At 73.9% G+C, this 22850-nt stretch carries 19 protein-coding genes and 1 pseudogene; 14 read left to right on the forward strand and 6 right to left on the reverse strand.

What is annotated here, in order from left to right:
• Window positions 1–33: 33 nt before the first annotated feature.
• Genes IE178_RS13015 through IE178_RS13030 form a run of 4 tightly spaced genes read left to right on the forward strand, consistent with a single transcriptional unit; the run spans window position 34 to window position 5532 of the window.
• Window positions 34–1113, forward strand: a complete 1080-nt coding sequence (locus IE178_RS13015; protein WP_184766255.1) for a hypothetical protein — start codon at window positions 34–36, stop codon at window positions 1111–1113.
• 51 nt (window positions 1114–1164) lie between these two features.
• Complete coding sequence (locus IE178_RS13020) at window positions 1165–1527, forward strand: hypothetical protein (RefSeq protein WP_193512357.1); 363 nt, start codon at window positions 1165–1167, stop codon at window positions 1525–1527.
• 4 nt (window positions 1528–1531) lie between these two features.
• Window positions 1532–4162 carry a vWA domain-containing protein gene (locus IE178_RS13025; protein ID WP_193512358.1) on the forward strand — a complete coding sequence of 877 codons (2631 nt, stop codon included), beginning with the start codon at window positions 1532–1534 and terminating at the stop codon, window positions 4160–4162.
• Window positions 4162–5532, forward strand: a complete 1371-nt coding sequence (locus tag IE178_RS13030; RefSeq protein ID WP_193512359.1) for an extracellular solute-binding protein — start codon at window positions 4162–4164, stop codon at window positions 5530–5532. The genes IE178_RS13025 and IE178_RS13030 overlap by 1 nt, the downstream gene beginning before the upstream one ends.
• A 123-nt stretch (window positions 5533–5655) precedes the next feature.
• On the opposite strand, the gene IE178_RS13035 is transcribed toward IE178_RS13030, so the two are convergent.
• Window positions 5656–5820, reverse strand: a complete 165-nt coding sequence (locus IE178_RS13035) for a hypothetical protein (RefSeq protein ID WP_184766252.1) — start codon at window positions 5818–5820, stop codon at window positions 5656–5658.
• Between the two features lie 97 nt (window positions 5821–5917).
• On the opposite strand from IE178_RS13035, the gene IE178_RS13040 reads away from it, so the two are divergent.
• Both IE178_RS13040 and IE178_RS13045 read left to right on the forward strand, forming a co-directional pair.
• Window positions 5918–7261: a helix-turn-helix domain-containing protein gene (locus tag IE178_RS13040; RefSeq protein ID WP_193512360.1), complete on the forward strand. Its 1344-nt coding sequence runs from the start codon at window positions 5918–5920 to the stop codon at window positions 7259–7261.
• A gap of 55 nt (window positions 7262–7316) precedes the next feature.
• Entirely contained in the window at window positions 7317–7598 is a 282-nt protein-coding gene (locus IE178_RS13045; protein WP_193512361.1) for a hypothetical protein, read from the forward strand.
• 22 nt (window positions 7599–7620) lie between these two features.
• Here IE178_RS13045 and IE178_RS13050 read toward each other — a convergent pair whose 3' ends face one another.
• Entirely contained in the window at window positions 7621–8439 is an 819-nt protein-coding gene (locus IE178_RS13050) for a hypothetical protein (RefSeq protein ID WP_193512362.1), read from the reverse strand.
• Window positions 8440–8736: 297 nt separating this feature from the next.
• Here IE178_RS13050 and thrS point away from each other — a divergent pair.
• The 4 genes and pseudogenes from thrS to IE178_RS13070 form a co-directional block, all read left to right on the forward strand.
• A pseudogene (gene thrS, locus IE178_RS13055) lies at window positions 8737–9960 on the forward strand (threonine--tRNA ligase); the annotation flags it as partial.
• A gap of 40 nt (window positions 9961–10000) precedes the next feature.
• The gene (locus tag IE178_RS13060; protein ID WP_193512364.1) at window positions 10001–10984 is read left to right on the forward strand and encodes a nucleoside hydrolase; all 984 of its coding nucleotides are present in this window, start codon (window positions 10001–10003) and stop codon (window positions 10982–10984) included.
• Window positions 10985–11131: 147 nt separating this feature from the next.
• Window positions 11132–12835: a glycoside hydrolase family 13 protein gene (locus IE178_RS13065; protein ID WP_193512365.1), complete on the forward strand. Its 1704-nt coding sequence runs from the start codon at window positions 11132–11134 to the stop codon at window positions 12833–12835.
• Window positions 12836–13093: 258 nt separating this feature from the next.
• Window positions 13094–13864, forward strand: a complete 771-nt coding sequence (locus IE178_RS13070) for an Ig-like domain-containing protein (RefSeq protein WP_193512366.1) — start codon at window positions 13094–13096, stop codon at window positions 13862–13864.
• A 76-nt stretch (window positions 13865–13940) separates the two neighbouring features.
• Here IE178_RS13070 and IE178_RS13075 read toward each other — a convergent pair whose 3' ends face one another.
• Window positions 13941–14312 carry a DUF6479 family protein gene (locus IE178_RS13075; protein ID WP_184766244.1) on the reverse strand — a complete coding sequence of 124 codons (372 nt, stop codon included), beginning with the start codon at window positions 14310–14312 and terminating at the stop codon, window positions 13941–13943.
• A gap of 408 nt (window positions 14313–14720) precedes the next feature.
• The gene (locus IE178_RS13080; protein WP_193512367.1) at window positions 14721–15968 is read right to left on the reverse strand and encodes a cytochrome P450 family protein; all 1248 of its coding nucleotides are present in this window, start codon (window positions 15966–15968) and stop codon (window positions 14721–14723) included.
• A 56-nt stretch (window positions 15969–16024) separates the two neighbouring features.
• Between IE178_RS13080 and IE178_RS13085 the strand changes: the two genes are divergently transcribed.
• From IE178_RS13085 to bla, 3 genes are all read left to right on the forward strand, one after another.
• A complete protein-coding gene (locus IE178_RS13085) occupies window positions 16025–16756 on the forward strand; it encodes a TetR/AcrR family transcriptional regulator (RefSeq protein WP_193512368.1) in 732 nt (243 codons plus the stop codon).
• Window positions 16757–17294: 538 nt separating this feature from the next.
• Complete coding sequence (locus IE178_RS13090; RefSeq protein ID WP_020871138.1) at window positions 17295–17498, forward strand: cold-shock protein; 204 nt, start codon at window positions 17295–17297, stop codon at window positions 17496–17498.
• A 285-nt stretch (window positions 17499–17783) separates the two neighbouring features.
• On the forward strand, window positions 17784–18722 hold the full coding sequence (gene bla, locus IE178_RS13095) for a class A beta-lactamase (protein ID WP_318280015.1): 939 nt from the start codon (window positions 17784–17786) through the stop codon (window positions 18720–18722).
• Between the two features lie 42 nt (window positions 18723–18764).
• Here the strand turns inward: bla and IE178_RS13100 are convergent, their stop codons facing one another.
• Window positions 18765–19634 (reverse strand): SCO2400 family protein, encoded by an 870-nt coding sequence (locus tag IE178_RS13100; protein WP_193512370.1) that lies wholly within the window; start codon window positions 19632–19634, stop codon window positions 18765–18767.
• 305 nt (window positions 19635–19939) lie between these two features.
• On the opposite strand from IE178_RS13100, the gene IE178_RS13105 reads away from it, so the two are divergent.
• Entirely contained in the window at window positions 19940–21079 is a 1140-nt protein-coding gene (locus IE178_RS13105) for a sugar ABC transporter substrate-binding protein (protein WP_438874369.1), read from the forward strand.
• 84 nt (window positions 21080–21163) lie between these two features.
• Here the strand turns inward: IE178_RS13105 and IE178_RS13110 are convergent, their stop codons facing one another.
• Window positions 21164–22744: a right-handed parallel beta-helix repeat-containing protein gene (locus IE178_RS13110; protein ID WP_193512372.1), complete on the reverse strand. Its 1581-nt coding sequence runs from the start codon at window positions 22742–22744 to the stop codon at window positions 21164–21166.
• Between the last annotated feature and the right edge of the window lie 106 nt (window positions 22745–22850).

A 22850-nucleotide genomic window follows, 5' to 3' on the forward strand; every position in this document is an offset into this window, starting at 1 on the left:
TGCTGACGTAGATGATCGACAGGGGAGGGGACCATGCCCGGAACCGTGCTGCTGCTGGCGGCCTCGCCGTTGGGCCGCGGGCGGCTGGTGGACGCGGCGTCCGTACTCCCGGTCCTCGCGGCGGTCCCGCCCGCCGTGCTGTCCGGCACCGACACCGCGAACGTCGTCGAACTCGCCGACCCGCTGGAGCCGCAGGCCGTGCTGACCCGGCTGCGCGCGGCGGCCGCCGCGCCGGGACCGCTGACCGTGTACGTCACCGGCCAGCTCCAGCTCGACCGCCGCCAGCGCCTGCCGCATCTGGCGCTGGCCCGCACCACCGCGTCCACCGTGCGGTACACCGCGCTGCCCTGGCACTGGTTCCGTGAGGAGCTGCGGCTGCGGCCGGCGGGCGCCACGACGCTGATCCTCGATCTGCACGCCGACGCGGAGACCTGGCAGGCGCTGAGCGCGCCGCGGCCGCCGGGCCCGTCCCCGCTCGACTGCGGCCGGGACAACGCCGTCTACGGTCGCGTCGCGCCCCCGCCGTCCCGTCGCGGCGTCGCGGCACCGTCGTACATGAAGGCGGTCGCGACGATCCTGCGCAGCGGGTGGCGTCCGCCGGAGGAGGACCTGCACCAGCAGGCGCTGGCGCGGATCGCCCCGGAGAGCGGGGGCACCGACCTGGTGCTGGCCCAGCACGGGCCCGTCCCGGGCGACCCGCACGCGGCCGTGACCGCCGCCGTGCGTTCCGGCCGGCACGCGGACGCCGACGCGCTCGCCGCGCGGCTGGAGCAGGCGGCCGGTCTCGCGCACGGGCCCGCGTCGGAGGAGGCGCTGCACTGGACCGAGGTCCGGGCGGATCTGGCGATGCTGGCCGGGGACGCGGCCCGCAGCTGCGGGGCGTGGATGGCGGTGGCCGGCGCGCGGCTGGCGGCCGGTCAGGCACCGGACGCGCCCGCCGTCGAGGCGGCCGTGGACCGGGCGCACCACCAGTGGGGGCGGATCGGCGACCCGGCCCGGGCCCGTGAACTGGGCGCGGCGCTCGCGGAGTTGCGCGGCCGGGTACCGGGCCGGCGCGAGGGCGCGCTGGACCATGTGCGGCAGCAGCTGAGGCAGTTGCAGACACAGAGCTGAGTGGCGACGGACCCTCCCCAGCGCGCTGCGGCGGTGCCATGATGGTGAGTTATGGCTGAGGGGGATGGTGTGGCCAACCAGGTCATTCGGGTACGGCTGGACGGGACCGCGACCGAGAGCGACATCGGAGCGCTGCTCAACTGGCTGGAGCGGGAGAAACCGCTCGAGGAATGGGTGCGCGCGGAAGAGTTGCGGATCCGCCGGCGGCCCAGGACGGACGAGACGGGCGCCCCGATGGGCGTCGGTATGGACATCGTCGTCGTCATCATCGGCGCGGGTGCGGGCGCGGTCTTCACGGAGCTGCTGGACCAGGTCAGGCGGGCCGTCTCGGCCTGGCGGGCGAACCGGCGCGACGTCGAGGACGGCGAACCGCCGGAGGACAGAGTCGAACCGGTGAACCTCGACGACAGGTAGGCCGGTGATTTCTCTCGATCCGCGCGGGCTGGTGAACCGGGCGCTGCTGGTCGGCGTGTCCGAGTACGATTTCACGGAGCCGCCGCACGGTGTGCCCGGCGACCTTCCGTCGGTCAAACGCAACCTGAACCGGATGCGCGAGGCGCTGGCGGGCGGGCAGGTGTTCGGCGAGCGGGACGTCAAGGTGCTGCCCTCGCCGTCCCTGGCCGAATTCGGGCAGGCGCTGCAGCGGTCGGCCAGGGAGGCCGAGGGGCTGCTGCTGGTCTACTTCGCGGGGCACGGTGCCATCCCCAGCGGGGGCGACGAACTGTTCCTGCAGATGCGCGACGCCAAGGTGATCGCCGGCAGGCACACGGTGTTCCACGGCGCGGAGAAGTTCAGCGACCTGCTGGCGACGATGCTGGCCACCAGCCCGGCGCAGCGGATCGTGGTCGTCCTCGACTGCTGTTTCGCGGGGAACGCGGCGCCGGTCTGGGAGCACTTCGACGACAAGCGGCGCGTGCTGCTGCTGATGAGCGTGCAGGCCAACCACCGTATCGACGCGGGCGACGCGAGGACGCCGACGCCGTTCACCGCCGCACTCGCGGCACTCCTCGACGAGGACCGGGACACGACGCTGTCGGACCTCGCCGACCGGTTGCGGGGACGGATGACCGCGCTCGGCCTCCGTACCCTGCGCGACGACCCGTGGGAGCCGCAGCTGCGCACGGACCTCGGCGTGGACGTGCTGCTGAGGTCGAAGGCGACGGAGGACGGCGGCGGGAACCCGGTTCTGCCGGTCCCGGTTCCCGTCCCCCCGCCTCCGGGGCCCGGCCCGGTTCTGCGGTCCTTCCGCGCCCTGCTGTCCGCACCGCTCGCCCCCTTGCGCGGCGTGTGCGCCACTCTGATCGGCCGCTTCCGCACGATCGTCGTGCCGCACCCGCCCCGGCGGGCCGTGGTCCGGGTCGTCCTGCCGGCCGTCCTCGCCGCGGGTCTCCTCGGCCTGGGCGTCTACGGCCTGCTCAGGCATGCCGGCTATGTCGGCGACGCCCCGGCCTGCGACCCGCCGCTGGAGCTGAGGGTGCTGACCGACCCGGACCTGGAGCCGACGATCCGGGCCGCCGCCGACGCCTATCTCACCTCGGACGAGAACACCACGGGCGACGGCTGCCGGCGCACCGGCGCCACCGTCTACAGCGCGGGCTCCTCCGACGTGGTCGGCGCGCTGCGCGGGCAGACCGGTGCCTGGCAGGAGCCCCCGGACGAGGACGTCAACCCGCAGCGGGACATCGGCCCGCAGCCGGACATCTGGATCCCCGCCTCCCGCGCCGAGGTCGACCGGGTCGAGGACGGACAGGACACCGACGCCGTCGCCGGCCTGGAGGCGGACGAGGAGCCCCTCGCCTACTCCCCCGTCGTGCTCGCCGTCCCGCAGAACATCGCCTCCGAGGCCCTGGAGGACCGTACCGGCCTCTCCCTGGGCGAGATGGTCGGCGACCTGACCGCGCGGGACGAGAACGCGGCGGTGCGCCGCCCCGACCCGGAGTTCACGGACATGGGACTGCTCGCCACGGTCGGCCTGTACGGCGAGGACGGGCGGGCCGTCGCCCGCGGGGAACGCCTGGTCGCCCAGCCGGGGTCACCCTCCCCCACGGCCGCCGAACTGCTGTGCACGCTGCCCGACGACGACGCCGTCGACAACTCCACCGCCGCCCTGGTCCCGGAGTTCCTGCTGCGCAGCGGCGTCGGCTGCGACCTCACCACGCGCAGTCCGCGCCTCGCCCAGTACCCCGATGACGTCCCCGGTGTGGAGCCCACGTTCGTGCGCGTCATGTGGCGGGGCGGTCACCGTGACGCGCCGGCCCGGGACGCGTCCGCCGAACGGTTCCGCGACTGGCTGGCCGGGGAGCGGGGAGGCGGCCAGGTGTTCGCCCGGTACGGCTTCCGCTCCGCCGACGACCAGAAACTGCTGGACGAGGAGCACGTCGCCGAGGGCGTGCTGCGCGAGCCCACTCCGCTCGACGAGTCGGCCGGCCGGGACGCGATGGCGCGGACGCTGGACGCGTACCAGGAGGCGGGCGGTCCGGGACGGGTGCTGTTCCTGCTGGACAGCTCCGGTTCGATGACCCGGCTGTGGAAGGGGCCGAGCGGCGGCCCCGGTCTGCTGCGGCAGTCGCTCGGGGGCCTGGGCGGACAGGACGAGTACGGCGTGTGGGCGGTGGCCGGCACCGGCGACGACCCGGCGTACGGAGCGCTCCTGCCGCTCGGCCCGCACACCCGGGCCGAGGCCGAGCGGGCCGTCGACACCGGCGCCCGGGTCCGGGACGCCGAGGCCGATCCGCACGCGGCCCTGCTCGCCGCGCTCGACGAGATGAGGGACCGCGGGGACGACCGGCGGCCCCAGCTGATCGTGCACCTCACCGACGGTGAGGACAACAACCGGCTGACCGGTGACCGTCTGGACGACGTGCTGACCGCGGCGCGGACGTCCGGCGTCCCGGTGACCGTGGTGTCCCTGCAGAGCGGCGGCTGCGACCGGGACCGGCCGGACCGCCGGATCGCCGACGCGAGCGACGGGCGCTGCCTGGACGCAGACGACGACCTCGGCGCGGCCCTGCATGACGAGGTCGCCCGCACCGGAACGGGGGAGGGCTGATGGTCCGACGGCTCGCCGTGCTGCTGGCGCTGCTGCTGCTCGCCGCCTGCACGGGCGGCGGGGACGGCGACGGCACACCGGCCGCGTCCGCCACGCAGGACGTGTCCGGTGTCATCGTCGTCGCCAGCGGCCGGGACGTCACCGGCAAGAACGGGGTCCGCCAGCAGCTCATCGACGCCTGGAACCTGCGCGAGCAGCGGGCCGGTTCCCAGTTCCGCGCCCGGCTGGTGGAGCTCCCGGGCAGCGCCGACGAGCAGCGCAGCCAGCTGCTCGGTGCCCTGCAGTCCCGCAGCGCCCGGTACGACGTGGTCAACCTGGACGTCACCTGGGTGCCGGAGTTCGCCTCGGCCGGGCTGATCGGCGAGCTGCCCGGGGACCTGGTCGACGGTGACGTCATCCCGTCCGTGGCCGAGACGGCCCGGTGGGACGGGAAGGTGTACGCGGCGCCGTTCAACAGCGATGTCGGCCTGCTGTACTACCGGCGCGACTATCTGGAGCGGGCGGACGTCGAGCGTCCCGATCTGCGCCCCGGCCTCACCTGGGACGGGTTGCGGGACCTCGTCGAGACCGTCGAGGCCCGTCCCGCCCAGGGCTCCTACAGCAAGGGCTGGACCACCCAGCTCGCCGCGTACGAGGGCCGTACGGTCAACGCGGTGGAGGCGTTCGCGTCGGTGGTGGAGGACTTCGCGCTGGTCGACGGGGACGGCCACTACACGGGGACGGTCGAGGAGCTGACCGACGGGATCGCGGAGCTGCGCCGGCGCACCGAGACGGCGTACACCCTCCAGAACGCCGTCCATTCCGACGAGGCCGCCTCGCTGAGCGACTTCGCCGAGGGCCGTACGGCCTTCCTGCGGCACTGGCCGTACGTCTACCCCACGCTGTACCGGACCTTCACCCAGGAACAGCTCGGGGTGGTCCCGATGCCCGGGCGGGCGGTGCTCGGCGGGCAGAACCTCGCGGTGAGCCGGGAGTCGACGCGGCCCGGGAAGGCGGCGGAGCTGATCCGGTTCCTGACCGGCCGGCAGAGCGAGCGCTGTCTGCTGGACGCGGGTTTCGCGGCCACCAGGGTCTCGGCGTACGGGGACGGTGTGCGCTGCCCCACGGCCGCCGACGCGCCGTCCCCCTCTCCCACCGGTGAGGGCGCCGACCGGGTCCCGCGGGACGAGGGCGGCCGGCCGGCCTACGCCCGCACCATCCTGCTGCCGGCCCTGCGCAACGCGGTGCACCGGCCGAGGACCCCGCTGTACGGGGCGTTCACCCAGACGTTCACCGCGCAGCTCGGTCCGCTCCTCGGTGACGATCCGCCCGGGAACGAGGCGCTGGCCGCACGGCTGGACGAGGCGCTGCGCAAGGCACTGCCCGACTGAGGCATGCGTTGCGCGGCGTCGAGCCACCGACCGGCGCGCAGCCTGTCCGACGGGGTCGCGTCACACGTCACCCGGTAGGCCCGCGGCGCGCAGGCCCGGCGCCACCCCTACCGCACCGCCGTCCTACCGCACCGCCGCTTCCACCGGTGCCGTGGGCTGCCGGTCGGGCTCGGGGTGGGCGGCTCTGGCCGGGCCCGCGTTGGCAGCCAGGACCAGTGCCGCGACCGCGGCGACGGCCGCGGCGAAGCCTCGGGCGTAACGCTCGGTGGAGCGTGGGCGTTCCAGCACGGCGACCTCGCAACAGCGATGGGTTAAGCACGTTTAATCCACGGTTTAACCTAGGGGCTGTCGGTCGCGAACGGCAAGGGGCACTGGGGGAGTTGGCATGGGGGAGCGGGACGAGCCGGGAACCATCGGACGCCGGGTGCAGCAGTTGCGCGTGGAGCGCGGGCTGACCCAGAAACAGCTGGCCGAGCCGGTGTACACGCCCGCGTACGTCTCCACCCTGGAGGCCGGCCGGGTGCGCCCCTCCGACGAGGCGCTACGGCATCTCGCCGACCGTCTCGGAGTCGCGTTCGACGAACTGGCCACCGGACGCTCCGCCCGGCTCGTGACCGAGCTGCACCTGCGGCTGACCGAGGCGCAGCGCACGCTCGCCGTCGGCGAGGCGGAGGCGGCGGTGGAGCAGTACGCCGGGCTGCTGGCCGAGGCGGAGGCGCACGGCCTGGCCGAGGAGCAGGCCGCCGCGCTGCTCGGGCTCGGTGAGTGCGCGCTGGAGACCGGCGAGCTGGTCGAGGGCCGCCAGTACTTCGAGCGGGCCGAGGCCCGGCTCGCCGAGGCCCCGCTGCCCGCCCGGGTTCCGGCGCTGCGCGGCCGGGCGGTCGCGCACTACCTCGCCGGGGAGCTGCGGTACGCGGTCTATCTGCTGGAGTCCGCGATCGACGAGCTGAACCGGGGCGGTCTGCACGACCCGGACGCGCTGCTGCTGCTCTACGCCAGCGCGATCGGGCCGTACATGGACATGGGCGCGCACGCGCGTGCCGCGCAGGCGGCGGAGTTCGCGCTGGCGCTCGCGCCGCAGTCGGGCGATCCGGCGCTGGTGGCGCGCATGCACCGGTCGGTGGCCCGCACCCTGCTCGCCGAGGGCCGCCTCGCCGAGGCGGACGCCTCGCTGGCCAAGGCCGCGGAGCTGTACCGCGGGCTGCACCTGCGCACCGAACTGGCCAACTGCCACTGGATGCGCGGCTACGTGTACGCGCAGAACGGCGAACTCGCAAGGGCCGAGCAGGAGTTGCGCGAGGCGCTGGAGATGCTGTCGGCCAAGCGGGCGTCCCTCTACAGCAGCCAGGTCACCGTCGAGCTGGCCGACGTACTGCACCGGCGCGGCAGCTCCCAGGAGGCGGCGGCACTGCTGGAGGACGTGCTCGGCGGACTCTCCCCCGAGCGGGGCGCGGTGCACGCCGCCGCCGCGCACCGGCTGCTCGGCATCATCGCCGAGGACGCCCGCCGCGCCGAGCAGGCCGAGGAGCACTACGTCCGCGCGATGAGCCTGCTGGAACGCGCGGGCGCCGCCGGAGACCTGGCCGACCTGTGCCGCCTCCTCGGCGACCTGCTGCGCCGCACCGGCCGTGTCGAGGCGGCCCTGGACGCCTACCGCACGGGCCTGGGCCACCGCACGGCCCCGGGTACGACGACCCTGGGCCCCGCGCCCGCACAGCCCCCGGTATGACGCACCGCACGGCCGCGGCGGGCACCCCGCCTGCCCTTCGCTGCCCTTGGCGCCCATGGACACAGCCGTGCTCTTCCTCACCTGCGTGGTGATCCTCGGTATCGCGGTTCTCCGGACCCGCCGCTCCCGGGCCGAGGGCCGCGCCGCCCGCGCCGAGCGCGGACTCGACCTGGTGCTGGGGCACCTGGGCCTGCGCGACGAGGTGCCGCGGCTGGACGAGATCGTCACCCTCGTGCGCCGGGGCGAGAAGATCCAGGCGATCAAGGTCTACCGGGAGGCCACCGGCGCGGACCTGGTCGAGGCCGAGGAGGCCGTGGACCGTCTGGTCCGACGGTGACGCCCACCGCGCCGGCCGTTCGTCAGATCCGGACCCGCCCCTGACGCGCGACCTCCGCCAGGCGGTCCGCGCCGAGCTGGGACATTGCCTGGGTGACCTCGGGCAGGACCGCGCCGAAGCCGCCGTTGGTGAGGGTGATCGTTTCCTCGCCGACGCGGACCGCCGCCACGTCCACGGTGAGATACGTCGGCATCCCGTCGGACGCCTCCCCGGTCATGGTCAGCCGCAGGGCCGCCCGCGCGTCGCCGGCCTCCGGCAGCGGCAGTTCCGTCACCTCGACCAGTTGTGCGCCGGCCCGGGTGGTCGTGGCCCTGAACCCCGCGCACTTCTCCGGCAGCGTGCTCAGCCAGGCCAGCACGCGGTCCACGCCGGCGGGCGGGTACGCGGCGACCTGGTAGCGCAGCTGGGTGTCGTTGTAGGCGTCGTCGAGCGTGGCCGTGGCGCGGGGGCCGGTCGGTGCGCCGAACAGTTCCTCGGTGTAGAGGGCGTCGAGCAGTCTGCGGCAGTCGGCGTCCTGGGTGTTCGCCTTGAGCATCCCGTCCCGCCAGGTCGCCGAGCCCCGGCTCGCCATCCACGGCTCGCCGAGGTCCGTCTCCGTGATCAGTGCCGCCTTCATCTGCGCCTCGTTCAGCGCGGGCGGGGCCGGTGAGGGCTGCCCGGTGGCGGAGGCGGCGGAGGACGCGGTGGCGGAGGCGGCGGAGGACGGGGGCGGGGACACGGGGACGGGGACCGCGCGGGGTGCCTCCCGCCCGCCGACGGAACAGGCCGCCGTGGTCAGCAGGGCGGTCATCGACAGCGCGGCGGCGAGGAGGGCGCGCGCGGCGGCCGGGGCATGGGTCATCGGGGTGCCTCCTGGGGTACCGGGCCGTCCACGGGCGGACGTGCTCCTACGGCACCACCGGGCCGACCGCCCCACCAGCGCGGCGAGCCGTCCGGGTGAGCCACCCGCCCGGAAAACCGGCTCGCGCGCCTGCCCGCCCCCTGGTACGGTCCCGGACATGCAGCGTGCCGACCTGTCGCTCACGACGACGCCGGAGAGTGTCCCGGCGCGCTGACAGCTGACCACTGACGAAGCCCCGGGGCGAGTGCCCCGGGGCTTCGTCGCGCGTGGTGCTCGCCTCACGACCACGAGGAGACCACCGTGCACGACCACCGACGTCTCGGCCGCGAGCTCGGCCTGTTCGACACCGATCCGCTGATGGGCGCGGGACTGCCGTACTGGCTCCCGGACGGCGCCCTCGTACGGCACACCCTGGAGGAGTACATCCGCGAGGCGGAGCGCGCGGCTGGCTACCGGCACGTGTACTCGCCCGTGCTCGGCAAACGCGAGCTGTACGAGATCTCCGGGCACTGGGCCCACTACAGCGACGACATGTTCCCGCCCATGGAGCTCGGCGCGGAGCAGGTCCTGCTGCGGCCCAGCCTCTGCCCCCACCACGCCCTCATCTACCGCTCCCGCTCCCACAGCTACCGGGAACTGCCGTACAGAATGGCCGAGCTGGGCGGCATGTACCGCTCCGAGCCGTCCGGTGTCCTCGGCGGACTGACCCGCGTACGCGCCATCCACCTCAACGACGCGCACATCTTCTGCACCCTGGAGCAGGCCGCCGAGGAGGCCCGCGCCGCCCTCGGACTCATCTCCCGCGCCTACGCCGACCTGGGCATCCGCGCCGCCCGTCACCGGCTGTCCCTGCCGGGCGCCGGCGGCAAGTACGTCGCCGACCCGGCCCTGTGGGAACGGGCCACCGCCCTGCTGCGCGAGGTCCTGGACTCCTCCGGCCTCGCGTACGACGCCGTCGAGGGCGAGGCCGCCTTCTACGGCCCGAAGATCGACGTGCAGATCGCCGACCCCGCGGGCCGTGAGTCCACCCTGTCCACCGTGCAGATCGACTTCCACCAGCCGGAACGCTTCGACCTGCACTACATCGGCCCCGACGGCGCCAGGCACCGCCCCGTCATGGTGCACCGCAGCATCATCGGCAGCGTCGAACGGGCGGTCGCGCACCTCCTGGAGGAACACGGAGGCGCCCTCCCGGTGTGGCTGGCGCCGGTGCAGCTGGTGGTGCTGCCGGTGGGCGAGGCACAGGAGGAACGGGCGTACGACGTCGTACGGCGGGCCGCCGCGCTCGGTCTGCGGGCGGAGGTGAGCGGGCCCGGGGAGGGCGGTCTGGGGGCCCGGATCCGCCGGGCCCGCCTGGTGCCGTACCAGGCGGTGCTCGGGGCGCGGGAGGCCGCGGACGGGCTGCTCGCCGTACGGCTCAGGGACGGACGGCGGCCCGGCGCGCTGCCCGCCCGGGAGGTGCTGCGGCGGGTCGCGGAGCGGTCGGCCGGGCGGGGCACCGCGCTCTGGGACGCCGCGTAGGGTCGACGGGCAGGCACCCCGCTCGGAAGGAACCCCCGCCGTGACGAACGGTCAGCCCATCCCGGTGATCATCGACTGCGACACCGGTGTCGACGACGCCCTGGCCCTGCTGTTCGCCGTACGCCACCCGGGGATCGACCTCCGCGCGGTGACCTGCGTGGCCGGGAACACGGATGTGGACGGCGTCGTCCGCAACACGCTGACCGTGCTGGAGCGGGCGGGCGCGCCGGACGTCCCGGTCGCGCGGGGTGCCGAGCGCCCGCTGATCGAGGCGCCGCGCTCCGCGCGTCACGTGCACGGCCACGACGGCATGGGCGACCTCGGCCTGCCCGCCCCGGGCCGCGCGCCGGTGGACGTGGACGCGGTGACCCTGCTGCGGCGCGAGATCCTCGCCTCCCCGCGCCCGGTCACGCTCGTGCCCACCGCCCCGCTCACCAACATCGCCCTGCTGCTGCGGACCCATCCCGAGGTCACCCGCAACATCGAGCGGATCGTGTTCATGGGCGGCGCGGCGGGCGCCGGGAACGCCACGCCGGTCGCCGAGTTCAACGTCTGGCACGATCCGGAGGCCGCCGCGATCCTGCTCACGGCCGGGGTGCCGATCACGATGTACGGCCTGGACGTGTTCACCCGGGTCGTCGTCCCGGGCGCGGACGTCCGCCGGCTGCGCGCGAGCACCGAACCGGGCACCCGGCTGGCCGGTGAGCTGCTCGCCCACCGCCCGGCCACCCCGGGCAGCCGTCCCGACGACCCCGCCGAGGACGCCGGCGGCCTCGGCGACGCGGGCGCGCTGTGCGCGGTCGCCGACCCGGACGGCCTGACGACCCACCGGCTCCCCGTCGAGGTCTCCCTGGCCCCGGGCCCGACCCGCGGCCAGACCGTGGTCGACCGCCGTCCCCGCGCCGGCGAGTCCGAGATCCACGAGGGCACGCGCGAGCAGCCCCTGGTGGACGTCGGCCTGGCCGTGGACGTGGAGCGCTACGTGAAGCTGTACCTGGCGACGGTCGAGAGGCCCGGGAGGTAGGCGGTCACAGGCCCCCTCACGGCGAAACGGGACGAAACGTGCGATGCGCCACACCCGTGGGAATGGCGCCGACTGCCCGGGTGTTCGCTTTTACGGTGTTGTGGACAGATTTACTTCTGTCGCCCGCACGCACCCAGAGGAGACCGCGTGACCGCTCGCACCACCACGCCCGACACCCGGCTGCCGCACCCCGCCCCCGACGCCACGCCCGACCTCTCCTCCAAGAACCCCGACTGGTGGCGCCAGGCCGTCGTCTACCAGGTCTACCCCCGCAGCTTCGCCGACGCCGACGGTGACGGACTCGGTGACCTGCGCGGCATCACCCGGCGTCTCACCCACCTCGCCGCCCTGGGGGTCGACGCCCTGTGGCTGAGCCCCTTCTACCCCTCCGAGCTCGCCGACGGCGGCTACGACGTCGCCGACCCGCGCGACGTCGACCCGCGCCTCGGCACCCTCGACGACTTCGACGCCCTGGTCCGCGAGGCCCACCGGCTCGGCCTCAAGGTGATCGTCGACATCGTCCCCAACCACACCTCCCACCAGCACGTCTGGTTTCAGGAGGCGCTGCGGGCCGGCCCCGGTTCCCCGGCCAGGGACCGCTATGTCTTCCGCGACGGCCGGGGTCCGGGCGGTGAGCTGCCGCCCACCGACTGGCAGTCCGTGTTCGGCGGCAGCGCCTGGCAGCGGGTGCCGGACGGGCAGTGGTACCTGCATCTGTTCGCCGCCGAGCAGCCCGACCTCAACTGGGGCCACCAGGACGTCCGCGACGACTTCCGCACCACCCTGCGGTTCTGGTCCGACCGCGGCGTGGACGGCTTCCGCGTCGATGTCGCGCACGCCCTCACCAAGGACCTCACCGAGCCCCTGCGCGACCTCGGCGCCCCGGAGCTGAGCGGCGAGGCCGCCCTCGCCGAGTTCGCGCCCGGCACCCACCCCTTGTACGACCGCGACGAGGTGCACGAGATCTACCGCGACTGGCGCAAGATCCTCGACGCCTACTCCCCGCCCCGGATGGCCGTCGCCGAGGCCTGGGTCCCCGGCGACCGGCGTGCCCTGTACGCCCGCCCGGACGAGTTGGGGCAGGCGTTCAACTTCGAGTATCTGCAGACCCCGTGGGACGCGGGGGAGCTGCGCCAGGTGATCACCGACTCGCTGGCGACCGCGCGCGCCGCCGGCGCCTCGGCGACCTGGGTGCTCTCCAACCACGACGTCGTCCGGCACGCCTCCCGCCTGATGCTGCCGCCGGGTACCGAGGAGAACGCCTGGCTGCTGTCCGGCGGTCACGCCCCCGCCGTCGACCCGGACGCCGGACTGCGCCGGGCGCGCGCCGCGACCCTGCTGATGCTGGCGCTCCCCGGTTCGGCGTACGTCTACCAGGGCGAGGAGCTCGGCCTGCCCGAGGTCGCCGACCTGCCCACCGAGGTCCTCCAGGACCCGATCTGGGAACAGACGGGACATGTCCGCAAGGGCCGCGACGGATGCCGGGTGCCGCTGCCGTGGACGACCACCGGGCCGTCATACGGCTTCGGGGCGGCCGGGGCCTGGCTGCCGCAGCCGCCCGGTTTCGCCGCGTACGCCGTCGAGGCGCAGGACGGTGTCGAGGGCTCGACCCTGGAGCTCTACCGCACGGCCCTGCGGCTGCGCCGCAAGCTGCTGGCCGGCGAGACGCTGACCTGGGCGGAGGAGACCCCGGCCGGGATCCTCCAGTTCGACCGCGGGGACGGCTGGCGCTGTGTGACCAACCTGTCCTCCGACCCGGTCTCCCTCCCGGCGGGCGAGGTCCTGCTGACCAGCGCACCCCTGGAGGACGGCCGGCTCGGCCCCGACACGACGGCGTGGCTCGGCCGCTGACCCGCACACCCCGCGCGTCCGCCCGCGTCCGCCCGGGGCCGGCCGGTCCGCCCGCGTCCGGCCGGTCCGCTGGGGCCGGCCGGGACAGGCGGCCGGCTCGGGACGGGCCCGTGGACCGCTGCCGGTCGGCCGAGGGCGGCGAGCGGTTTTGTGCGGGGGCCACCCGTACGGCCGCTCCGCGGGGGCGACCCGTGCGGACACCCCGCCAGAATCGGTGCCAGGTGTGTCCGTGACGGACGTGCGAGGAGCCGGCCGACGATGAACAGATCCAGCAGAACAGCGGCTGCCGCGGCACTGACCGCGGCCGGGGTGCTCGCGGGTGCGTGGCTGCCGGCCGCGGCGCCCGCAGCCGCCGTGGGCCCCCGCCCGGCGGCCCATGGCCGCATCCTGTGGGGCGCGGTGACGATCCCGCCCGGCCGGGACGGCATCGTCAGGGCCGCGGGCTTCACGGGGCCGGCCCTCGGCACCGGTTCGACGCTGACCCTGACCGCCCCCGCCGGGGCCAGGGTGACCGGCGTCCCCCTCGGCACTCCCGGTTACCGGGGCGAGGTGAACGCCGACGGCCGTACCGCCGTGTACACGGCGACCTCGGCGGAGCAGCCGTGGCGGGAAGCGGCCTTCCCCTTCGTACTGTCGGTGCCCGCCGACGCGGTGCCCGGGACCCGGCTGAGCGGCTGCGCCCTGCGGCTCGCCGACGCGCACGGCGTGGAGCGGGCGGCCGGCGGCTGTCAGGTGACCGTGGGACTGGCCGGGCCGACCCTGACCCGCCCGGAATCCGGGGTGCCGCTGGGCGCACGGCCGACGATCGCCGGTACGGCCCATCCGGGCGCGCGGATCACCGTCGTGGACAAGGACGGCGGCGAGGTGTGCACCGCCACCGCCGGGCCCGACGGCCACTGGACCTGCACCCCCGGCCCGGCCCTCCCCGACGGCCTGAACCGGCTCCAGGCCACCGCCACCCTGAACGGGGTGAGCGCCGCGAGCGAGCAGATCCAGATCACGGTGGGGGACGCCGCCCCGGGTCGGTGACACCCCGCCCGTGCCACTTCCGGGCGGGGCGTGGGCCGGACATGTCGCACGCGCGGTGTCCGTCCGTGCCGTGGTGTCACACGTGCCCCGGGCCTCCGCTGCCGAAGGCGCCGCTGGAGCCGGGCAGCCAGCGTTTGCGGTTCTGGTCCTTGCCCGTCCTGGTCGCGGCGTGATGGAGCTCGTAGGGCATGAGCCGGGAGCCGCTCTTCGACATGTCCGGCATCTCGTCCGGCTCCCGGATCTCCCGCATCTCGCGGACCGCGCCGCCGTCCGGCAGTCTCGGCTGCTCCTCGGACCTGGGGCGGGGTTCCTCCTGGTCCATGTACCGCATGCCGACACGTACGGCCCAGATCAGCGCGCCGGCCACGACCAGCCCGCCGATGAAGGCCGCGGTCACGTTCCATATGTGCTGACTTGCCGCCAGCAGTACATACGTCGCCGTGTTCATGCTTCTGATTATGGCTGACAAAGGGGGATAAAGCGCCTGGAATGTCCCTCCTCGTTCGGCCCGTCCCGGCGGGCGCCCGGGCTTCCGGCATGGCAGATTGCGGCCAGAGGAAGGCCGGGACGGGCCGTCGCGTCCCCACGTGTGCAGCTCGGGGCCCGGCCCCGGCCTTCCCGCCTCCGCCCGCCTTCCCGCCTCCGCCCGCCTTCCCGTCTCCGCCCGCCTTCCCGTCTCCGCCCGTGACCGCCACGCCACCGGCATCGGCCTCGACCGGCGCGGGCAGCGCCACGGCGGAAACGGCGGATGGGCGCGGGGCCGGACGGCGCACGGGACCGGACGGCGCACGGGACCGAACGGCGCGCGCGCCCTGCGGGCGGGGGACACCTCGGGTACGGCTCGGGGCCGCGGTGGTCAGCCGAGGTGTACCGGCAGTGCGGTGAGGCCCCGCAGCAGGGTGCTCGTCCGCCAGGTGAGGGACGCCGGGTCGGTGGCGAGGGTGAGGGTGGGGTGGCGCTCCAGGAGGAGGCGGAGGGCGACGGTGGCCTCCGCGCGGGCCAGCGGGGCGCCGAGGCAGTGGTGGGCGCCGTGTCCGAAGGCCAGATGGCCCTGGGGGCGGCGGGTGATGTCGAAGCGGTCCGGGTCCGGGAAGGCGAGCGGGTCACGGGAGGCCGCGGCCAGGGAGACGAGGACCGCGTCACCGGCGTCCACCCGGGTGCCGGCCAACTCCAGCGGCTCGGCCGCGAAGCGGAACGCGCCCGCGTGGACGGGGGAGTTGAAGCGCAGGGACTCCTCGATCGCGCCGCCGGTCAGGGTGGGGTCGGCGCGCAGCAGGGCGAGCTGGTCCGGGTGGGTCAGCAGGCTGTGGGCGGTCGCGGAGATCAGGTCGACCGTCGTCTCGTGTCCTGCCACGAGGAGCAGGAAGGCCATGCCGAGGAGCTCCTCCGGGGTGAGGCCGTCCCCGGCGCCCGGGGGGCCGGCGGCCGTGGTCAGGTCCGCGAGCAGGGAGCCGTCCGGCGTGCGCGCCTTCTCGGCGATCAGTTCGGTGAGGTAGTCGGTCAACGCGGCGGCCGAAGCGGCGGCGGCCTCCGCGCCGGTGGGCATGACCAGCTCGTTCGACCAGGTGTGGAAGGCCGCGCGGTCCGCCTCGGGCACGCCGAGGAGATCGCAGATCACCGTGACCGGAAGCGGCAGCGCGTAACCGCTCACCAGGTCGGCGGTGCCCGGCCGGGGCAGCCGCGCCAGCAGCTCGCGTGCCACCCGCTCGATGCCCGGCCGCAGCCCGGCGATCCGGCCCGGTGTGAAGTGGCCCGCGACCAGTCGCCGCAGGCGGGTGTGGTGCGGCGGGTCGCTCTGCAGCATGTTGCGGCCGACGGCGTGGCCGCCGTCGGTCTCCCAGGTCGCGGAGTGCCGGATGTCGTTGCGCAGCCGGGGGTCGGTCAGCGCGGCCCGCACCGCCTCACGGGTGACTACCAGCCAGGCGTCCCCGCTCCCCGGGACGTGGACGCGGTGCACCGGCCCTCCGGCCCGCAGCGCCGCGTGCACGGAGTGCGGATCGGCCGCCAGGTCGTGGCCCTCGGGGGCCAGCTCCTCCAGGGTGGGCGCGCGCACGACACCGTCCTCTCCGGTCCCCGGAAAAGTGGGGAGGACTCCCCACTTCATCGGCCGACGATAGCATCCCAGCGGGGAGCGCTCCCCAATTCGTACGGAGGAGGACGATGACCGTCGGTGAAGAGCCCGCCGCCCCTGCCCCCGCGCCCCGGCAGCGGCGTGACGCCCGGCGCAACCGGGACCGGCTGGTGGAGGCGGCCCACGCGGTCTTCACCGAGCAGGGCCTCGAAGCGCCCCTGGACGTGATCGCACGCCGGGCCGGTGTCGGCAACGCGACGCTCTACCGGCACTTCCCCACCCGCGCCGCCCTCGTCGACGCGGTCTTCCACGACCAGCTGACGGGCACCATGACGGCCGGCGAGCGCGCCCGGACCGCCCCGGACGCCTGGACGGGGCTGACCGACTACCTCCGCACCGTCTTCACCACCCTGGCCGCCGACCGCGGCACCAACGACCTCATGACCACCCGCCTGCCGGACGTCGAGGTCCTCCAGACCGTGCACGCCCACAACCGCAGGACGGTGGAGCTGCTGCTGGAGCGGGCCCGCGCGGAGGGCGCCGTGCGCCCGGACGTCACCACCGAGGACCTGCTGTTCGCCCTCGCCGCCCTCGGTCGTGCCGTCCCGCCCCTCACCACGGCCACCACCCCCGACGCCTGGCACCGGCCCCTCGCCCTCTTCCTCGACGGCCTTCGCGCCACCCCGGCCACTCCGCCGCGCCCCCTCCCCGGCAGTGCTCTCACCGAGGCCGAACTCGGGTCCGTACTCGGCGAGATGGGCCCGCATCGCGCACGGCCGGCCGAGGACGCGAGAGCGAAGGGCGGGGAGCGGTCGCCGTAGGGGTGTCCCGGGTGCTCCCGCGACACGCCGTCCTTACGTCGTCCGTGGGGCGCGGGGGGTGGCATGCCGCGGGGTGCGGCGGACGACATGGCCCGCCGTGTGCGGCCGACGTCCGGGCAGGACATCTTCCTCGGCCACGGCAGTTTTTCCGTCGAGGCGGCCGGAGTTTTCTGCGGGGAGCCGGTCCTCGCGGCGGACCGTGCCCGTGGTCCGCGGGAAGGTGCGTGCCGGGTCGGGCCGAACGGGCCGACGAGGAGCCGCGCCGACGGAGCGCCGGCCAGGTCCACGGGCGCCGATGAAAATCTGTCCTCGCCGGAACAGAAATTCCGCCCCCGTTGCGAAAATCTCTTTCCTTAAACACGCCGTCGGTGTTTTGCCCAGTGATTTTCCTCGCTTGCCGTGGAATCCATTCGTGCTAGGCTGACGTCAGTTGCAGTTGTGGTTGCCAGTTTGCTACCGGTTCTCCGGGCAGGTGATCATCGCGACGATGAAGGGATTCGTAAAGTGCGAGTCCCAGCACTGTCTCAGGAGATTTGATATGGCCACCGGTACCGTGAAGTGGTTCAACGCGGAAAAGGGCTTCGGCTTCATCGAGCAGGACGGCGGCGGCGCCGACGTGTTCGCTCACTACTCGAACATTGCCACCTCGGGCTTCCGCGAGCTCCAGGAAGGCCAGAAGGTGACCTTCGACGTCACCCAGGGCCAGAAGGGCCCGCAGGCGGAGAACATCGTCCCCGCCTGACCTGTACGCAGGGTTTGAGAGCAGGGGCCCGCACTTCGGTGCGGGCCCCTGCTCTTTGTTTTCCGGTACTTATCGGCTTGCTTTTCGCCTCGGATCAACGCGACCGCGACCCTTCCGCCCGCAGCGCGTCCACCGCGATCCGCGCCACCGTGCCGATCACCGCTTCGGCCGCCGGAAGGGTAGGCCGCCCTGCGGGCGACGACGCGAATGGTCAGACAGGCCCTGGTACGACGGCTCGGTGCCGGTCCCGCGAGTCCTGACCGAACAGTCCCCAAGGGAGCCCCCGTGCCCGCACACCCCGCACGCCGCGCACTGCTGCTCGCCGCGGCCCTCGCCCCCGTCGCCGGCTGCGCCACCGACACCCCGGCGCGCGAACGCGGCCCGGCCCCGACGGCACCGCCGCCCTCGCCCCCGGCTTCGCCGAGCCGCCGCGCCCCCGCCCCGGTGGACCCCCGCGACCTCGCCGACCTCGAACGCGAGTACGGCGCTCGCCTCGGGGTGTACGCCCTCGCGACCGGGACCGGCGCCACCGTCATCCACCGCGCCGACGAGCGCTTCGCGTTCTGCTCCACGTTCAAGACGCTCGCCGCGGCCGCCGTCCTGGACCGCGACCCGCTCGCCCGCCTCGACGAGCGCGTCACCTACACCCGGGCCGACCTCGCCGCCTACTCACCGGTGGCCGAGAAGCACGTCGACACGGGCATGACGGTCCGTGAACTCTGCGACGCCGCCGTCCGGCACAGCGACAACACGGCCGCCAACCTGCTGCTGCGCCGCCTCGGCGGCCCGCGCGCGCTCACCACCCGCCTGCGCGCACTCGGCGACCGCGTGAGCCGTCTGGACCACTACGAACCCGAGCTGAACCGGAACCCGCCGGGAGACCCGCGCGACACCACGACCCCCCGGGCCCTCGCCGCCGACTACCGCGCGCTCGTCCTCGGCGACGCCCTTCCCGCCGACCGGCGGGACCTGCTGACGGACTGGCTGGTCCGCAGCGCGACCGGCGGCCGGCGCATCCGGGCCGGTGTCCCCCGGGACTGGAAGGTGGGCGACAAGACCGGCACCGGCGACTGGGGCCGGGCCAACGACGTCGCCGTGCTGTGGCCCGACCGGGGCGCCCCGCTGGTGATGGCGGTCATGAGCGACCGCCCCGGCCGCGGGGCCGAGCCCAGCGATCCCCTGATCGCCGAGGCCGCCCGCCGTACGCTCGCCGCCCTCGGCTGAGGAGCGGCTCACGAGGGGCGTGCGTGCCGGTGGGGAGCTCCGTCACCTGCCGCCGAGGCAGATCACCAGCAGGCAGAGCTGCTGCGACGGGGCGTCCGGGGAGGACGTCGGCGGGGTGGAGGGGGCGGGCTGGGTACCGCCCTGGTCCGCGCCGCTGTCCGTGCCGCTGTCCGTGCCGGTCCCGTCGTTGTCGTCGGCGGCCGGGGGCGCCGGCCGGGTGACCGTGCCCGACCCGTCGGTGCCGGAACCGGTTGCCGAGCCGGTGTCCGTGCCCGCCGTGGGGTCGGAGCGCGTGCCGGAGCCGGTGTCCGGGGCCGCCGTCCGGGGCGGGGACGCCACCGCCGGCTGCGAGGCGACGGCGCCGTCGGTGCGGGTGCGGGACGGGGCGTTGGGTGCCGGAGCGTCCTCGGCCGGGCGGTGACGCCCGTCGTCGTCGGCCGAGGGCGACTGCGACGTGGGGTCCGCGGCAGGCGTCGCGGTATCCGGGTCGCCGTACCCGTCCGCGGGTCCCTTCGCGCCGCCCATGCCCTTGAGGTCCGGTGCCGCGGTGGCCTGGGTGCGGTCTCCGGTGCCCCGGTCCGTCGAGACGAGGGTCAGACCGCCGCCGACGAGGGCCACGGCCGTCGCGACCAGGGCACGCCGCTGGGTCTTCTTCCAGCGCACCCGCTGCCGCCGCCGCGCCGCCCGGCCCGTGCCCGAGGGCGCGGACATCGCGTGCGCCACCTCGTCGGACGGAACCGTGTCCGTACCGGCCGCCGCCATCGCCGTACCGTCACCGGGACGGACATCGGCGGCACCGGACGCGGTGTGACCGCCGGTGAAGACGGGCGCGATGTCGGGAGCGTAGGCACCGCACCCGGGGCAGACGAGGGCACCGTTCAGATGCCGGCGACACGTGGAGCAGTAGTCCATCCGCTGTCTTCCTGAGTTGACGTACCGACGCCCGCCGGGGCAACTGGTCCGGTACAGGGCACAGCAACGCTAACGAGGCCCACGACCCACTGTGTGCAGCCCGTGTGCCGCTCCTGCGCACATTTTCCGACCGCCACGCGTGGAGCTCGTGATCACGACGGCCGCACCACCGCACAATGGACACACTGCTCACGACAACGTTCGGGCCCGAGACGGAAGTTGGCCTTGACGCCGCACGAAGTGCCGCGTCGGCCGTCCGGTCACTTGGCCGCCCACGCTGCACGATCCCCCGGAAGGCACCTCACGTGATCTCCCGTACCACCCCCCACCCCCACCCCGTACGTCGCGCCGCCCTGCTCCTGACCGCCACCCTGTCGGCCCTCTCGCTCACCGCGTGCGGCGTCATCGGCGGGGACGGCGACGGCGGTGACGCGACGTCGAGCCGCAGGAGTTACGACATCACCGTGGGCCTGCTGCTGCCCGACAAGGACACGGCGCGCTTCGAGAAGTTCGACTATCCCCTCATCAAGGAGCGGATCTCCTCCCTCACCAACAAACAGGGCAAGGTCGTCTACGCCAACGCCGAGGGCAGCCAGGCCAAGCAGTCCGAGCAGTTCGGCAAGCTGGTCGCCGACGGCGTCGACGTGATCCTGGTCAACGCGGTGGACGCCAAGGCCATCGCACCGGACGTGGAGAAGGCGAAGGACGCGGACATACCCGTCATCGCCTACGACCGTCTCGCCGAGGGCCCGATCGACGCGTACGTCTCGCACGACAACGAACACGTCGGTCAGGTGCAGGGCCGCGCCCTGGTGAACGCGCTCGGCGGGGACGCCGAGACCAGCAAGGTCGTCATGATGAACGGCGAGCCCGCCGACCCGAACACGGCACTGTTCAAGAAGGGCGCGCTGAGCGAACTGAACGGCCAGGTGGACATCGCCAAGTCGTACGACACCAAGAAGTGGCTGCCCGAGGTCGCCGCGGAGAACATGCGCACGGCGATCAAGGAGGTCGGCCTTGGCAACGTCGCCGCCGTCTACTCGGCGAACGACGGCATGGCGGGCGCCGTCATCGAGGCGCTGGAGGACGCGGGTGTCACCGACCTTCCGCCGGTGACCGGGCAGGACGCGGAGCTGACGGCGGTGCAGCGGATCATCGCGGGCAAGCAGTACATGTCGGTGTACAAGTCCTTCCTGCTGGAGGCGACCGGCGCCGCGGACATGGCGGTGGCCAAGGTGCAGGACCGCTCGATCCAGTTCGACGCGCTGGCCCGGGAGCGGGTGGACAGCCCCACGCAGAAGGACATCCCGACGATGCTGGTCCCCGTGGTCGCGGTCACGAAGGAGAACATCGAGGACACGGTGGTCCAGGACGGCGTCTACACCGTCGAGGAGATCTGCACCCAGGCCTACGCGACGGACTGCGCGCGGATCGGCCTGACGTAGCGACACGGCACGTGGCGAGGGCCGGCCCACCCGGGGAAACCGGGTGGGCCGGCCGGCCGTGCAGCGGCTCACGGCCTGGTGGTGTTACGGCGTCACCGCGTTGCCGCCGAAGGTGACGACCAGGCGGCCGTCCGAGGCGAAGGACCAGTCCAGGGCGCCGGAGTAGGAGGCGCACCGGGAGCCGTTGGAGCCGGTCCAGAACTGGTTGGAGCTGTCGGCGTTGCCCACGGTCTTGTCGTTCGACCCGTCGTCGGCGCGGCACGAGGTGTTGTTCCGGAACACCGAGGTCCCGGCGTCGAAGGAGAAGTTGCGCTCGGCGTTGTCGATGCTGACGTTGTCCGAGACGGTCATGGTGCCCGGGTTCCGGTTGTAGGTGAACCCGTGCTTGCCGTTGTCGTAGGCGATGCTGCGCCGGATGACGTGGTCGACCTTGATGTCCTCGCCGCCGAGCTTGTAGCCGTTGCGGTCACCGTTGCCGGCCTGGCCGCCGTTGCTGAGGGTGCCGTTCTCGTAGGCGAGGGAGTCCTCGATGGTCACCGCGCCGATCGCGCCCGTGTCCGACTTGGTGTAGAGGTCCCAGCCGTCGTCGATGTTGTTGTGGGCGACGGCGTGGCGGAAGACGTTGCCGGGGCCGGAGGTGAGCTTGGCGGCGAAGCCGTCGGCGTCCTCACCGTCGGAGTCGGCGTTGTCGTGCGACTCCGCGCTCAGGATCAGGTTGTTGGACGGCCACTGGTCGCGGGGCGTGTCGGAGGTCATCCGCGAGAGCTGCAGCCCGGTGTCGCGGTTGTGGCGGGTGACCGTGCGCTCGAAGACGTTGTTGCTGCCGCCGACGAAGATGCCGTTGTCCCCGGCGCGTTCGACGACGATCCCCTTGACGTGCCAGTACGACCCGTTCACGGCGAGTCCGCGGTTCGCCGAATTCTCGCTCTGTGCCGAGAAGTTCAGTACGGGCGTCTCGCCCGGGTAGGCGGTGAGCTCCGTACGGTCGCCCGAGGTGCCGTTGTTGCCCGCGGGGATGGTGACCGTCTGGGCGTGGTGGTACGTGCCGCCGCGCAGGTAGATCGTGCCGCCGGGGGTGATGCGGTCGATCGCGGAGGTGAGCGTCGTCGGGTCGGACTGCGTGCCGGACGCGCCGTCGCTGCCGCCCGGTGCCACGTAGAGCGTGGAGGCGGTGGGCGGCGGGGTGGTGGTGTCGCCGCTCGTCTCCACGTCGACGTAGTCGATGTTGGGCAGTCCGGCGGAGGACGTCGGGTTGAGCCGGACGGTGTTGTTGCCCGAGCGCACCGGCACGGTGAACGTCCTGGTCGTCCAGGTGTCCCAGGCGCCGGTGGACTCGAAGGAGGCGGACGCGGTGGTGCTGCCGTTCACCACGAGGTTCGCGGCCCGCGCGGCGCCGCTGCCGTTGGCGAAGCGCACCTGGACCGTCGCGGTGCCGGCGGCGGAGGCGGTCACGGTGAACTGGGCGTAGCCGCCGGTCCCGTTGGTGCCGTTGCAGAAGCCGCTGCCGGAGAACCCGGACCACTCGGATTCGATGGCTCCGGAACAGACCGCCGAGGGTCCCTCGGCCTCGTACCGCACGGACGCGGCCTGCGCGGTGGTGCCGGACATCGCGACGAGCGCACCGGCCAGCAGGCCGGCACAGGCGAGGGCGGGTCTCAAGTGCATCGTTCGTCTCCAGGTTCGGTCGGCTGGTCGGACGAGGTCATCGGTGCGTTCGAGTGCGTGAACAGGCGGTACGGTCGGTCATCCCGGAATGACGGGGGGAAAGCGC

Origin of the sequence: Streptomyces griseoloalbus, from assembly GCA_014650015.1 — a bacterium.
Classification (GTDB): Bacteria; Actinomycetota; Actinomycetes; order Streptomycetales; family Streptomycetaceae; genus Streptomyces; species Streptomyces griseoloalbus.

Bases quoted from the DNA above. Each gene is read 5' to 3' on its own strand.
- IE178_RS13020 (WP_193512357.1), top strand. From the start codon at position 1,165: ATGGCTGAGGGGGATGGTGTGGCCAACCAGGTCATTCGGGTACGGCTG.
- IE178_RS13080 (WP_193512367.1), bottom strand. From the start codon at position 15,968: ATGAAGTGGGGAGTCCTCCCCACTTTTCCGGGGACCGGAGAGGACGGT.
- IE178_RS13070 (WP_193512366.1), top strand. From the start codon at position 13,094: ATGAACAGATCCAGCAGAACAGCGGCTGCCGCGGCACTGACCGCGGCC.
- IE178_RS13075 (WP_184766244.1), bottom strand. From the start codon at position 14,312: ATGAACACGGCGACGTATGTACTGCTGGCGGCAAGTCAGCACATATGG.
- IE178_RS13015 (WP_184766255.1), top strand. From the start codon at position 34: ATGCCCGGAACCGTGCTGCTGCTGGCGGCCTCGCCGTTGGGCCGCGGG.
- IE178_RS13045 (WP_193512361.1), top strand. From the start codon at position 7,317: ATGGACACAGCCGTGCTCTTCCTCACCTGCGTGGTGATCCTCGGTATC.
- IE178_RS13030 (WP_193512359.1), top strand. From the start codon at position 4,162: ATGGTCCGACGGCTCGCCGTGCTGCTGGCGCTGCTGCTGCTCGCCGCC.
- IE178_RS13085 (WP_193512368.1), top strand. From the start codon at position 16,025: ATGACCGTCGGTGAAGAGCCCGCCGCCCCTGCCCCCGCGCCCCGGCAG.
- IE178_RS13040 (WP_193512360.1), top strand. From the start codon at position 5,918: ATGGGGGAGCGGGACGAGCCGGGAACCATCGGACGCCGGGTGCAGCAG.
- IE178_RS13110 (WP_193512372.1), bottom strand. From the start codon at position 22,744: ATGCACTTGAGACCCGCCCTCGCCTGTGCCGGCCTGCTGGCCGGTGCG.
- IE178_RS13100 (WP_193512370.1), bottom strand. From the start codon at position 19,634: ATGGACTACTGCTCCACGTGTCGCCGGCATCTGAACGGTGCCCTCGTC.
- IE178_RS13090 (WP_020871138.1), top strand. From the start codon at position 17,295: ATGGCCACCGGTACCGTGAAGTGGTTCAACGCGGAAAAGGGCTTCGGC.
- IE178_RS13050 (WP_193512362.1), bottom strand. From the start codon at position 8,439: ATGACCCATGCCCCGGCCGCCGCGCGCGCCCTCCTCGCCGCCGCGCTG.